Below are 12,394 nucleotides of genomic sequence, written 5' to 3'. Positions count from 1 at the left end.
ACCCGGCCCTTGCCCCGCCAGGCTCGGTATCCTGGCAGGGCCGCTGGTCCGTTGCGCCGCAGGGCCGGGCGACCCTGCGGCCGGGTGAGGCGGCCTTCCCGTTGCCCGGCCGAAGCGACCGGCTCGTGGCCGGGCGAGGCGGCGGTTCCTACCGCAACCCGCCTCAGCCGCCGATCCAGGCGATCGGCCGCTCCGCACCGGCCCGGGGCGGTCGGGCCGGTGTCCGCTGAGGTGGCCGGCCGTGCGGCCGGGTGAAAGGTCGGCTCGTTGTTCGGCTGAGGCGGCCGGCCTCGCCGCCGGCTGGGGCGACCGGCCCTGCCACCGCTGGTGCCCCATGGCCGCTTCCTGCGCTGCCGCGCCCGCTGCTCGCCCGACCACGCTCCCGTGCCCGCTCTGCGTGTGCCCGCGCGAAGCCCCTCTCCCGCCCAGGCGCGCTCCCCGCGACCCGGACCATGTCGAGTCGAGAAGGAGCGGCGCCGTCGGTCGGTGCGCGCGGTTGCGCTCACCCCCGGCAGCGCGAACCGATCGGCGAGCTGTGCCTTGGCACCCCACGAAGGGCCGTGTGGCGGCGGCAGATGTCCTCAGCCCGGGCCGTGACCGCCGTCGATGCGCACGATCGAGGTCGGGCCGTTCGCCGGAAGCGGTGTCTCGTCGGCGGGGTCAGCCGCCTGCCGGGTTGCCGGACGGAGTGGCGGGCGGAGTGGCGGGTGGGGTGGCGGGTGCCGGCATGCCGGGGAAGGCCGCGGGCTGGTCGGGGCGGAAGGCGTAGGAGCGGGCGACCGACTCCTGCATGGCCAGGGCGGCGTAGCGGCGCAGCTTGACGTCTCGCGCGGCGGCGAGCTCCAGGTACGCGGCCGTCACCCCCGCCTCCAGCTGCACCGCCAGCTTGGCGGCCAGCGTGGCGTTCGAGGGGAAGAACGGCAGCATGTAGGACGCCTCGGGCTCGACGGGACGCCCGCCCCGCGAGGTGATGTAGGAGCGGAGCTGGTCGCGCCGTGCCCGGTGGGCGTCGTACGCGGCGCTCATCTTGGCCCGCAGCGACCCTGAGGTGCGCGCCCCGAGCAGCCCGTACGCGAACAGTGCCGCGTGCTCGGCCGCCAGCGCCTTCCCCAGCTTCTCGATGTCGTCCCCCGCCCGCGAACCCGCTCCTGAGGCGGTCGTGCCGGCGTTCACAGGGACCTCGGCAAGGCGAGGGCGTGGGCGGCCTCGCAGGCACCGATGCTGGCGATGAGCTGGGCGATGCCGGGCGAGACGGCGTCGAGCTGGCGGGCGCGGGCGGCGGCGGCCTTGCGTTCGAGCGCGCGCAGCCGCGACAGCGACGGCTTGCGCACGGCGGAAGACGGAGAAGCGGCCGGCGACGGTGAGGCGGCAGGCGATGAACCAGCGGCGGGCGGCGAAGAAGGGGAGGAAGCCGGTACGTGCTTGCGCAGCTCGTTCAGATGCGCCTGGTGCCGGTCACGAAACGGCGTCAGCTTCTGCGCCCCGTCGGCGATGAGCGCCGAATAGAGCGCGATCGTGCGTTCCTTCTCCGCGATGAGAGCTTTGAGCACCACGATCTCGGGCGAATCGGGCTTGGGCGAGGCGGACGGCGGCGGGCCCGACGCGCTGCAGGCGGTCAGAGCGGCCGCCCCGCCCGCCAGCACGGTTCGCCGGGAGAGCTGACGCGGGCGCACGGACTCCAACCTCCACTTGTCACCTACCTGGCAGGGCCTGCCTAGCGGCCTCGGTAGCATCGTACGGCCAGAGCCCGCGATCGCCGTCCGGCGACGCTCCGCCATTCGACCGCGACGAGTGGCGCTCTTTCCGTGCCCTCATACGGATAGGGTGTCAACTGTCGTCGCTGGCTGAGCGGTCAGACGGCGGGAGAGCCAGTGGCGAGGTCCGCCCGGCTGAGACTTGACAATAGGGGAGGTCGATATGGGCAGCGCATCACCCCGCGACCACCTGATGAAGCTCCTGGAGCCCGTGGTCAGCGCGGAGGGCCTCGACCTGGAGGACATCACGGTCACCCAGGCGGGCAGGCGGCGGCTGCTGCGCGTGATCGTCGATCGCGACGGCGGCGTGAGCCTTGACGACGTGGCCGAGGTGAGCCAGGCCGTGTCCACGGCGCTCGACGAGACCGACGTGATGGGCGAGGCGGCTTACACGCTCGAGGTGTCCTCGCCCGGCGTCGACCGCCCGCTGACCGAGCCGCGCCACTGGCGGCGCGCGGCCAAGCGGCTGGTGAAGGCGGAGCTGAAGGACGGCACCATCGTGGAGGGCCGGATAAAGGCCGCCGACGAGAGCGGCGTCGACCTCGACGTCGCGGGCGTGCCGCAGAGGTTTGGTTACGAAGTCCTGGCCCGCGGACGGGTGCAGGTGGAGTTCCGCCGGTTCGACGACGTCGACGGCGACGAAGGCTAAGGGGGAGCCGTCGTGGACATCGACATGAGCGTCCTGCGCAGCCTTGAGCGGGAGAAGGACATCTCTCTCGACCTGGTCGTCAAGGCGATCGAGGACGCACTGCTCATCGCGTACTTCCGCACCGAGGGCGCGGCGCAGAAGGCGCGGGCGGAGCTCGATCGGACCAGCGGCCACGTCACCATCTGGGCGGCGGAGCTGGACGAGAACGGCGAGGTCGTCAGGGAGTACGACGACACTCCCAGCGGCTTCAGCCGCATCGCCGCCACCACCGCCAAGCAGGTCATCCTGCAGCAGCTGCGCGATGCCGAAGACGAGATCAACTTCGGCGAGTTCGCCAGCCGCGAGGGCGAGCTGGTCTCCGGTGTGATCCAGCAGGGCAAGGACCCGCGCGTGGTGCTGGTCGACCTCGGCAAGATCGAGGCCGTGCTGCCGCACGCGGAGCAGGTGCCCGGCGAGGAGTACGGGCACGGCGACCGCATCCGCGCCTACGTGGTGCAGGTGAAGAAGGGACATAAGGGCCCCTCGGTCACGCTGTCGCGCACCCACCCGGGTCTGGTGAAGAAGCTGTTCGCGCTTGAGGTGCCGGAGATCGCCGACGGCACCGTCGAGATCGCTGCGGTGGCGCGCGAGGCGGGCCACCGTACGAAGATCGCTGTCAGGTCGCGCAAGCCGGGCGTCAACGCCAAGGGCGCGTGCATCGGCCCCATGGGCTCGCGCGTCCGCAACGTGATGAACGAGCTGCACGGCGAGAAGATCGACATCATCGACTGGTCGGAGGATCCGGGCGAGTTCGTCGGGAATGCCCTGTCGCCCGCCCGTGTTTCGCATGTTGAGGTTCTCGATCTCGAAGGGCGGGTGGCGCGTGTCACGGTGCCCGACTACCAGCTGTCGCTGGCCATCGGGAAAGAGGGGCAGAATGCCCGGCTCGCCGCCCGTCTCACGGGCTGGCGAATCGACATCCGACCGGACACCCCAGCCGAGGACGCCGCCGGTTCCGTAGATGCGTCAACACGGTAAGCTGGAATATGGTGGCCAAGCGGTTCCACAGCGCACCTGTGTGGGCTGCAGGGTTCGCACGGCTAAGTCCGAGCTGCTCCGCCTGGTGCGGGTCGAGGACCAAGTGGTCCCTGACCTGCGAGGACGGCTCCCTGGTCGAGGTGCATCGCTGCATCCGTCCTTGAGTTGTCTGGAGCTCGCCGAGCGGCGCCGAGCGTTCCCGCGCGCGTTTCGCGTGCCGGGGCCGCTTGACGTGTCGCCCGTGCGGGCGCACCTGGAAGGAGAACCACGAAATGTCATGTAGGACGCCGAGTTGATGGGCGGAGTCAGATTGCTATGAGCGCCTGATGAGCACGCGGCGATGAAGACGTCAAGGTAGCGACGGTCCGGACGGCATAGCCAGCCTCCCGGGCCGAGTAAGGGAGTGCAGTGGCGAAGGTCCGGGTATACGAGCTCGCTAAGGAGTTCGGCGTAGAGAGCAAGGTCGTCATGGCCAAGCTCCAAGAGATGGGAGAGTTCGTCCGATCGGCGTCCTCGACCATCGAGGCGCCGGTGGTCCGCAGGCTCACCGAAGCGCTGGGGCAATCCAAGGGTGGCCCCTCTCGTGGCGGCGGTCAGCCGTCCAACAAGCCGCAGCCGCCGAAGGCTGCGCCCCGGCCGGCGGAAGGCCAGGCCGGTAACGGCGCCGGGCAGGCGCCTGTTCCTGCTCCGCCGCGTCCTGGGCCCAAGCCCGGTCCGCGGCCGGGCCCCGTGGGCGCTCAGCCGCGCCCGCCGGTCCCCATGCCCCATCAGCAGCCGCAGCAGCAGCCGGAGGCGGCGCGCGGCGAGACCTCTGGGGCTCCTCAGGCACGTTTCGAGAGCGGCGCGCCCGCTCGTCCGACGCCGGGCCCGCGTCCCGGTCCTGCCGCGCGTCCCGGGCCCAAGCCCGGCCCTGGGCCCCGTCCGGGTCCCGCCGGCGGCGGTTCCACGCAGGCGCCGCGTCCTGGCGCGCCCGCCGGTGGCGCTCCGCGTCCCGGCCCGGTGCCGAAGCCGGGTCCGCGCGGCCCGCGTCCCGGTAACAACCCGTTCTCGTCCAACGCCAGCGGCATGGGCCAGCCCCGGCCGCCGCGTCCCGGCGACAACCGCGGTGGCGGCGGCGGTCAGCGCGACCGTCGTGACGGTCCGGCGCAGGGCGGCGCGATTCCGCGTCCGCCGCAGAGCCGCAGCGGCGAGGCCAGGCCGACGCCCGGTCCGCGTCCCGGTCCGCCGCCCGGCGGTCCGCGTCCGGGTCCCGGCGCCGGTGCGGGCGGTCCCCGTCCCGGTGGTCCGCGTCCCAACCCGATGATGATGCCGCAGGGCCGGCCCACCCCTCCGGGTGGCGGTCGTCCCGGCGGCGGCGGCGGTCGTCCAGGTGGCGGCGGTGGCCGTCCCGGCGGTGGCGGCGGTCGTCCCGGTGGCGGCGGCGGTTTCGCCGGTCGCCCGGGTGGCGCCGGTCAGCGCACGGGTGCGGGCGGCCCCGGTGGCTTCGGCGGTCGTCCCGGTGGCGGCGGTCGTGGCCGTGGCGGCGGCACCGCGGGAGCCTTCGGGCGTCCCGGCGGCCGTCCCGCGCGTGGCCGTAAGTCCAAGCGTCAGAGGCGCCAGGAGTTCGACAACATGTCGGCGCCGGCGATCGGCGGTGTGCAGGTCGCTCGCGGCAACGGCGCGACGATCCGCCTGCCGCGCGGTGCGTCGCTGTCCGACTTCGCCGACCGCATCGGGGCGAACCCGGCCTCGCTCGTGCAGATCATGCTGCACCTGGGCGAGATGGTGACCGCGACGCAGTCGGTCAACGAGGAGACGCTCCAGCTTCTCGGTGCCGAGCTGGACTACAACGTCCAGGTCGTCAGCCCCGAGGAGGAGGACCGCGAGCTGCTCGAGTCCTTCGACATCGAGTTCGGTGAGGACGAAGGCGACGAGGCCGACCTGGCTCCGCGTCCGCCGGTGGTGACCGTCATGGGTCACGTCGACCACGGTAAGACCAAGCTGCTCGACGCCATCCGCAAGACCAACGTGGTGGCGCGCGAGGCGGGTGGCATCACCCAGCACATCGGCGCTTACCAGGTGTCGACGCACCACGAGGGCGAAGACCGCAAGATCACCTTCATCGACACCCCGGGTCACGAGGCGTTCACCGCCATGCGTGCCCGAGGCGCGAAGTCGACCGACATCGCGGTGCTGGTGGTCGCGGCCGACGACGGTGTGAAGCCGCAGACGATCGAGGCGCTCAACCACGCCCAGGCCGCCGAGGTCCCGGTCGTGGTGGCGGTCAACAAGATCGACAAGGAGGGCGCCGACCCCAACAAGGTCAGGGCCCAGCTCACCGAGTACGGCCTGGTGGCCGAGGAGTACGGTGGCTCGACGCTCTTCGTCGACATCTCGGCGAAGAACGGCACGGGCATCGACGACCTCCTCGAGGCCATCCTGCTGACCGCCGACGCCGAGCTCGACCTGCGCGCCAACCCGAAGATGGACGCTCAGGGCATCGCGATCGAGGCCCACCTCGACAAGGGCCGCGGTCCCGTCGCGACCGTCCTGGTCCAGCGCGGCACGCTGCGCGTGGGCGACTCGATCGTGTGCGGTGAGGCCTTCGGCCGCGTCCGCGCGATGCTCGACGACAACGGCGAGCCGGTCGAGGAGGCCGCGCCGTCGCGTCCGGTCCTGGTGATGGGTCTGACGGCGGTGCCGAGCGCCGGCGACAACTTCATCGTGGTCGGCGACGACCGCATGGCCCGGCAGATCGCCCAGCAGCGCGCGGCGCGCAAGCGCAGCGCCGACATGGCGAAGTCGAGCCGCCGCCGCACCCTCGAAGAGCTGTTCAGCGACCTCGAGAAGGGTCGTGTCGACGAGCTCAAGCTCATCATCAAGGGTGACGTGTCCGGTTCGGTCGAGGCCCTGGAAGACGCCCTGCTCAAGATCGACGTCGGCGACGAGGTCAGGCTGCGAGTCCTGCACCGCGCGGTCGGCGCCATCACCGAGTACGACGTCAACCTGGCGGTGGCCGACGACAACGCGGTCATCATCGGCTTCAACGTCCGCCCCGAGCCCCGGGCGCGCGACCTGGCCGAGCGCGAGGGCGTCGACATCCGCTACTACTCGGTCATCTACCAGGCGATCGAAGAGATCGAGGCGGCCCTCAAGGGCATGCTCAAGCCCGAGTACGAAGAGGTCCAGCTCGGCACGGCGGAGGTCCGCGAGATCTTCAAGGTGCCGCGGATCGGCAACGTCGCGGGTGCGATCGTCCGCTCCGGCGCGATCATCCGCAACAGCAAGGCCAGGGTCATCCGCGACGGCGTCGTCGTGGCGGACAACCTGACCGTCTCGTCGCTGCGCCGCTTCAAGGATGACGCGACCGAGGTCCGCGAGGGCTTCGAGTGCGGTATCGGTGTCGGTTACAACGACATCAGGGTCGACGACGTGATCGAGACGTACGAGATGCGGGAGAAGCCGCGCGTGTGACGCGTGGCCGGGCGCCCGGCGGGACATCCGCCGGGCGCCTCTCGCACGCCCTGGCCTGGTCCCCACCGCAGCAGGCCGGTCGTGCGCTGACCACAGGCCAAGCGGTGGTTGCCGACCATGTATGTGGGTTCCTTGACCCTGGACATCCTGCTCGGCGACGTCAGGTCGCTGAAGCAGAAGCGCTCCGTCGTGCGTCCGCTCATAGCCGAGCTGCAGCGCCGTTACCCCAGCATCGCGGTTGCTGAGACCGGTCATCTCGACCTGCACCGCAGAGCGGAGGTCGGCGTCGCGGTGGTTTCCGCCTCCGCGGGTAACTGCAAGGAGCTGCTGGACGCCTGCGAACGCATGGTGGCCTTCCGCCCCGAGATCGAGCTGCTGTCGGCCCGGCAGCGGCTCTTCACCGACGAAGATTGAACGACTGCACGCCAGGTCGTGCGTGAGGGGGAGCGAACATGGTGGATGCCGCACGAGCGCGCAAGCTCGCCGACCGCATCCAGCAGATCGTCGCCGAGATGCTGGAGCGTCGGATCAAGGATCCGCGTCTGGGCTTCGTGACCGTGACCGACACGCGCGTCACCGCCGACCTGCGCGACGCGACGGTGTTCTACACGGTGTTCGGCTCCGAGGCCGAGCGCGCCGACAGCGCCGCCGCTCTCGAAAGCGCCAAGGGCATCATCCGCTCCGAGGTGGGCCGCCAGACCGGGGTGCGGTTCGCACCGACGCTGACGTTCAAGCACGACCCCCTGCCCGACAGCGCCCGCCACCTCGACGACCTCATCACCGCCGCCCGCGCGCGCGACGCCGAGGTGGCGCGGCAGGCCCGGAACGCCTCCTACGCCGGCGACGCCGACCCCTACCGCAAGCCCGACGACGAGGAGGATCTCGAAGCGGACGCGCAGAGCGTGAGCGGCAGGGACGACCAGGCGTGACGCCCGACGTTCGCGACAGGACCGAGCGCCCGCCTCGCCTCGAGCGGCGTCCGTCCGACGGCTGTCCCATACCCGAGGAGTCGTGGGATCGCGCGCTGCGGCTCATCGGGGAGGCCGACGAGGTCGCGCTGGCCTGCCACGTGACGCCCGACGGCGACGCCCTGGGCTCGATGCTGGCGGTCGCGTTCGTGCTGCGCTCGATGGGCAAGCGGGTGGTGGCCTCGTTCGGCGACCGGCACTTCGCGGTGCCGCGGCTGCTGCGCTTCCTGCCCGGCCAGGAGATGCTGGTCGCGCCGGACGACTACCCCGCCGCGCCCGACCTGATGATCGTCTTCGACTGCTCGACGTTCGAGCGGATCGGGCTGCTCGGCGCCAACGCAGCCTCGGCGCGCGAGGTGATCGTGGTCGATCACCACCCCTCCAACTCCGGGTTCGGCTCGCTCGACCTCATCGACGCCGACGCCGCGGCCACCGCCATGCTCGCCGAGCAGCTCGTCTACCGGCTCGGCGGGCGGCTCGACCGCGACATCGCCACCTGCCTGTACGCCGGCCTCGTCACCGACACCGGATCGTTCCGGTACTCCTCGACCACACCGGCCGTGCACCAGATGGCGGCCAGGCTCGTGGCCACCGGGCTGCGCACCGACGAGATCGCCCGCGAGCTGTGGGACCGCTCCCCGTTCGGCTATCTCAAGGTGCTGGCCAACGCGCTGGAGCGGGTGTCGCTGGAGGGTGACATGGTGTGGACGTACGTGACCCGGGTGGACCGGGCCGCGTACGGGCTGCCGTACTCCGAGCTCGAAGGCATCATCGACGTCGTCCGCCGTACCGACGAGGCACAGGTCGCCGTCGTGCTCAAGGAGGACGACTACGGCGACTGGCAGGTGTCCACCCGGTCGAAGGGCGCCGTGGACGTGGCCGCGGTCTGCGCGGCGCTCGGCGGCGGCGGCCACCACAACGCGGCCGGGTTCACCTCCTATGACACCGTCGAGGAGACCATGACGAAGTTCCGTCGCGAGCTGCGGAAGGTTACCTGAATGGCCGAGAGCGGTCTGATCATCGTCGACAAGCCGGCAGATTGGACCTCCCACGACGTGGTGGCCAAGATGCGGCGCATCGCCGGCACCCGCAGGGTGGGGCACGCGGGCACGCTCGACCCGATGGCGACCGGCGTGCTGGTGCTCGGTGTGGAGAAGGCGACCAGGCTGCTCGGTCACCTCATGCTGACCGAGAAGGAATACCGCGCCACGATCCGGCTCGGCGTGAGCACCAACACCGACGACGCCGAGGGCGAGGTCACCGCCACGGCGTCGGCCGCCGGGGTCGGCGAGGCCGAGATAGGCAAGGGCGTCGAAGCGCTCACCGGCGCCATCATGCAGGTCCCGCCGCAGGTCAGCGCCATCAAGGTGAACGGCCAGCGCGCCTACAAGAAGGCGCGGGCGGGCGAGGAGGTCGAGCTCGCGGCCCGGCCCATCACCGTGAGCTCGTTCGACGTGCTCGACATCCGGCCGGAGGGCGACGTCGTGGACGTCGACGCCGTCGTGGTCTGCTCCAGCGGCACCTACATCCGCTCGCTGGCCCGCGACCTCGGCGCCGCGCTCGGCGTCGGCGGGCACCTCACCGCGCTGCGCCGCACCCGCGTCGGCCCGTACGACCTGTCGATGGCCAAGACCATCGACCGGCTCGCCGAGCACTGCGAGGTCCTGCCCATCGGCGAGGCGGTCGCCGCGGCCTTCCCGCGCCGCGACGTCACAGCCGAGGAGGCGCGCCTGGTCGCCCATGGCGGGCGGCTGCCGGCCGCCGGGCTCGGCGATGGGCCGATCGGCGTGTTCGGGCCGGATGGCGAGCTGCTCGCGCTGGTGGAGGAGAAGGGCGGCGCCGCCAGGCCGCTCGCCGTCTTCGCCGGCTGACCCCCGGCCGAGCGCGCCCGAAACCGGTTGCGCCCGAAGCGGATCGTGCCAGAGCCGACTGTGCCCGAAGCCGGTTGCGCCTGAAGCCGGCGGGATCTCGCCCGAAGCCGGTTGCGCTCGCTCGAAAGGGCGGAGCCCCGCCCCTCCCGAGCAGGTCAGCGGGGCTTGCGGGCGACGATGATGTCGCGGACGATCGCCTGGTCCACCCAGTGCTCGAAGTCGGGGTAGTCCATCACCTCGAGCCCCGCGCCGGTCAGGATGCGGGCGAGCTCGTCGCTCTTGCCGCCGTAGGTGTTCCACGCGATGCCCATCGCGCCGCCCGGCCGCAGCAGCTCGGCCCAGATCGGCACCGCCCGCCCGAGCAGCTCAAGGGGACTGCGGGACAGCCCGCCGCCGCCCTTGCTGCCGTGCTGCACGCCGTACGGGGCGTCGGTCGCCACCACGTCGAACGAGCGCGGCTTGAAGAACTCGCGGCTCTTGAGCGTGTCGGCGTTCACCACGGTCAGGCGCTGCACGTCACCGCGCTTGTACGCCTCCTTCGACAGCCCGAACGCGATGTCGAGCCGCCGCCCGACCAGCGCCCGGTCACGCCGCACCGGCACCACCTCGGCAGTGTGCTTGAGCCGCTTGTTGCGCAGCCACGTCTTGATGAAGCCGGTGTAGGCCTCGAAGTCCTTGCCGTCGACGTCGAGGCCGGCCGCGTCGTAGCCGTACATGAGGGCCTGGTTGAGCGTGGTGCCGCGGCCGCACAGCGGGTCGAACACGGTGAGCCCGTCGCCCAGCCCCTTGTCGCCCGCCAGCGCGGTGACGTTGAGCAGCAGCTTGGTGAAGTGCTCGTTGGTCTTGCCGGCGTACTTCTGGATGGTGAGCAGGTCGCTGCTGAGCCGGTCGCGCGGCCGCACGGTGAGCGGCCTGAGCAGGTCGTCCTCGACGCCGAAGACGGCGTAGACGGAGGAGAGGTTGGACAGCAGCCCGATGTCGTCGTCGGTGAGCGGGCGCGCGGTCTCGAACGTGACGTAGGGGACGCCGCCGATGCGCGTCTCCTCGCTCGCCGTCACCTCGCCTCCGAGGGCGCGCGCGCTGAAGACGGCCAGCTCGTTGCGGGTGAGCCGGATGGAGCTCTCTCCGTAGACCCGGTTGAAAGCAGGCAGGATCAGGAGCGCGTAACGAGGCATGATGCCCGATGATAGCCCCCTCGATTGGAGGGAACGCCGGGGCGCGTGGCACGCTTGTACGGTTGATCCGGGGACGAGCGAATGGGGCCTGGCGTGCAGGGTTCGGAAAGGTCTGTGGTGACCGTCGGCGTGTACGACGGGGTCCACCTCGGGCACCAGAAGGTGGCCGGGCGGGCCGTCGCCATCGCGCGGGAGCGCGGCCTGCGCAGCGTGGTGGTGACGTTCGAGCCGCATCCCGCCGAGGTCGTGCGGCCGGGCACGCATCCACAGCGGCTGACCAGCGCGCGCCGTCGCGCCGAGCTGCTGGCCGGGCTGGGGGCCGACGCGGTCGAGACCGTCGAGTTCACCTACGACCTGTCGCGCTGGACTCCGGCCGAGTTCGCGCAGAAGATCCTGGCGGAGCGGCTGCGGGCCGCGGTCGTGGTGGTGGGGGCCGACTTCCGCTTCGGCCACGGGGCCGCGGGCGACGTGGAGACGCTGCGTACGCTGGGCGACAAATACGACTTCGAGGTGGAGAGCGTGCCCAGGATCGACGACATCTCGTCCACCTCGATCCGCGAGCGGATCGCGGCAGGAGACGTGGCCGGCGCCGCGGCCGGGCTGGGCCGCCCGCACCGGGTGGAAGGCGTGGTCGTACGCGGCTACCAGCGCGGCCGTCAGCTCGGCTTCCCCACGGCCAACGTCGAGACGCCGCCGCACACCGCGATCCCCGCCGACGGCGTCTACGCCGGCTGGCTGCAGTGCGTGCCGGTGAACAACCTGCCCGCGCTCTACGACGGCGAGCGCTGGCCCGCCGCCATCTCGATCGGGACGAATCCGACGTTCGAGGGGGTGCCGCGCACGGTCGAGGCGTACGCTTTGGACCGGGACGATCTGGAGCTGTACGGTGCCCACGTGGCGGTTGAGTTCGCCGACCGGCTGCGCGGCAACACCCGCTTCGACTCGATCGACGCGCTCATCGCGCAGATTCACGCCGATGTGGAGGCCACGCGACGCCTGACGAGCTGACGAGCCGCCCGCGCAGGGCGCATCTCGACTCGGACACGACCGCCTCGTGCACTCGACGCAAGGTGGTAACCTTGCATGTCGGCTCTGTACCGGCGGCGCTGTGCGCTGCCCATGACGGCCTTCACGCGGCGGCTGTAGGCACGCACGGTCGTTCGCGCTTCCCTTTCATTCGCGCGTGCCCGTAGATCCGAAGGAGAGCCGTGTCCCTCGACACCGCTACCAAGAAGAGCATCATCGAAGAGTACGCGACGAGCGAGGGCGACACCGGGTCGCCCGAGGTGCAGATCGCGCTGCTCAGCAAGCGCATCAGCGAGCTCACCGAGCACCTCAAGACGCACAAGCACGACCACCACAGCCGTCGTGGTCTGCTGCTTCTGGTGGGTCGCCGGCGTCGCCTGCTGAAGTACCTGCAGAAGGTCGACATCCAGCGCTACCGTTCGCTCATCGAGCGGCTGGGTCTGCGCCGATAACATGACGAGGGAGCGGCCTGCGCCGCTCC

13 protein-coding genes are annotated in these 12,394 nt (G+C 71.3%); 10 read left to right on the top strand and 3 right to left on the bottom strand.

The annotated features are described in order from the left end of the window. Positions 1-660: 660 nt before the first annotated feature. Both WBK31_RS26770 and WBK31_RS26765 read right to left on the bottom strand, forming a co-directional pair. Complete coding sequence (locus tag WBK31_RS26770; RefSeq protein WP_364069767.1) at positions 661-1,173, bottom strand: ferritin-like domain-containing protein; 513 nt, start codon at positions 1,171-1,173, stop codon at positions 661-663. Beyond that, on the bottom strand, positions 1,170-1,673 hold the full coding sequence (locus WBK31_RS26765; RefSeq protein WP_364069765.1) for a hypothetical protein: 504 nt from the start codon (positions 1,671-1,673) through the stop codon (positions 1,170-1,172). The genes WBK31_RS26770 and WBK31_RS26765 overlap by 4 nt, the downstream gene beginning before the upstream one ends. A 244-nt stretch (positions 1,674-1,917) precedes the next feature. On the opposite strand from WBK31_RS26765, the gene rimP reads away from it, so the two are divergent. The 8 genes from rimP to truB all read left to right on the top strand — a co-directional run bounded on the left by rimP (position 1,918) and on the right by truB (position 9,712). After that, complete coding sequence (gene rimP, locus WBK31_RS26760) at positions 1,918-2,403, top strand: ribosome maturation factor RimP (protein WP_364069763.1); 486 nt, start codon at positions 1,918-1,920, stop codon at positions 2,401-2,403. A gap of 24 nt (positions 2,404-2,427) precedes the next feature. Next, entirely contained in the window at positions 2,428-3,420 is a 993-nt protein-coding gene (nusA, locus tag WBK31_RS26755) for a transcription termination factor NusA (protein WP_364069928.1), read from the top strand. Continuing rightward, entirely contained in the window at positions 3,404-3,703 is a 300-nt protein-coding gene (locus WBK31_RS26750) for a YlxR family protein (protein WP_364069761.1), read from the top strand. The genes nusA and WBK31_RS26750 overlap by 17 nt, the downstream gene beginning before the upstream one ends. Before the next feature lie 125 nt (positions 3,704-3,828). After that, positions 3,829-6,873: a translation initiation factor IF-2 gene (infB, locus tag WBK31_RS26745; protein WP_364069759.1), complete on the top strand. Its 3,045-nt coding sequence runs from the start codon at positions 3,829-3,831 to the stop codon at positions 6,871-6,873. A gap of 117 nt (positions 6,874-6,990) precedes the next feature. Next, on the top strand, positions 6,991-7,287 hold the full coding sequence (locus WBK31_RS26740; protein ID WP_364069757.1) for a DUF503 domain-containing protein: 297 nt from the start codon (positions 6,991-6,993) through the stop codon (positions 7,285-7,287). Positions 7,288-7,325: 38 nt separating this feature from the next. After that, positions 7,326-7,802, top strand: a complete 477-nt coding sequence (rbfA, locus tag WBK31_RS26735; RefSeq protein WP_364069755.1) for a 30S ribosome-binding factor RbfA — start codon at positions 7,326-7,328, stop codon at positions 7,800-7,802. Continuing rightward, a complete protein-coding gene (locus WBK31_RS26730; RefSeq protein ID WP_364069753.1) occupies positions 7,799-8,839 on the top strand; it encodes a DHH family phosphoesterase in 1,041 nt (346 codons plus the stop codon). The genes rbfA and WBK31_RS26730 overlap by 4 nt, the downstream gene beginning before the upstream one ends. After that, on the top strand, positions 8,840-9,712 hold the full coding sequence (gene truB, locus WBK31_RS26725) for a tRNA pseudouridine(55) synthase TruB (RefSeq protein ID WP_364069751.1): 873 nt from the start codon (positions 8,840-8,842) through the stop codon (positions 9,710-9,712). A gap of 155 nt (positions 9,713-9,867) precedes the next feature. Here truB and WBK31_RS26720 read toward each other — a convergent pair whose 3' ends face one another. Further along, a complete protein-coding gene (locus WBK31_RS26720; RefSeq protein WP_364069749.1) occupies positions 9,868-10,887 on the bottom strand; it encodes an SAM-dependent methyltransferase in 1,020 nt (339 codons plus the stop codon). A gap of 81 nt (positions 10,888-10,968) precedes the next feature. Here WBK31_RS26720 and WBK31_RS26715 point away from each other — a divergent pair, with 81 nt between their 5' ends. Then, entirely contained in the window at positions 10,969-11,895 is a 927-nt protein-coding gene (locus tag WBK31_RS26715; RefSeq protein WP_364069747.1) for a bifunctional riboflavin kinase/FAD synthetase, read from the top strand. Positions 11,896-12,095: 200 nt separating this feature from the next. Further along, on the top strand, positions 12,096-12,365 hold the full coding sequence (gene rpsO / locus WBK31_RS26710; RefSeq protein WP_364069745.1) for a 30S ribosomal protein S15: 270 nt from the start codon (positions 12,096-12,098) through the stop codon (positions 12,363-12,365). Positions 12,366-12,394 lie beyond the last annotated feature (29 nt).

The organism is Nonomuraea sp. N2-4H, assembly GCF_045291505.1.
Lineage (GTDB): Bacteria > Actinomycetota > Actinomycetes > Streptosporangiales > Streptosporangiaceae > Nonomuraea > Nonomuraea fastidiosa.
Note: the sequence above shows the minus strand (reverse complement) of the source record. Positions and strands in the feature narration are given on the sequence as shown.

Bases quoted from the DNA above. Each gene is read 5' to 3' on its own strand.
- rimP (WP_364069763.1), top strand. From the start codon at position 1,918: ATGGGCAGCGCATCACCCCGCGACCACCTGATGAAGCTCCTGGAGCCC.
- nusA (WP_364069928.1), top strand. From the start codon at position 2,428: ATGAGCGTCCTGCGCAGCCTTGAGCGGGAGAAGGACATCTCTCTCGAC.
- WBK31_RS26750 (WP_364069761.1), top strand. From the start codon at position 3,404: ATGCGTCAACACGGTAAGCTGGAATATGGTGGCCAAGCGGTTCCACAG.
- WBK31_RS26740 (WP_364069757.1), top strand. From the start codon at position 6,991: ATGTATGTGGGTTCCTTGACCCTGGACATCCTGCTCGGCGACGTCAGG.
- rbfA (WP_364069755.1), top strand. From the start codon at position 7,326: ATGGTGGATGCCGCACGAGCGCGCAAGCTCGCCGACCGCATCCAGCAG.
- truB (WP_364069751.1), top strand. From the start codon at position 8,840: ATGGCCGAGAGCGGTCTGATCATCGTCGACAAGCCGGCAGATTGGACC.
- WBK31_RS26720 (WP_364069749.1), bottom strand. From the start codon at position 10,887: ATGCCTCGTTACGCGCTCCTGATCCTGCCTGCTTTCAACCGGGTCTAC.
- WBK31_RS26715 (WP_364069747.1), top strand. From the start codon at position 10,969: ATGGGGCCTGGCGTGCAGGGTTCGGAAAGGTCTGTGGTGACCGTCGGC.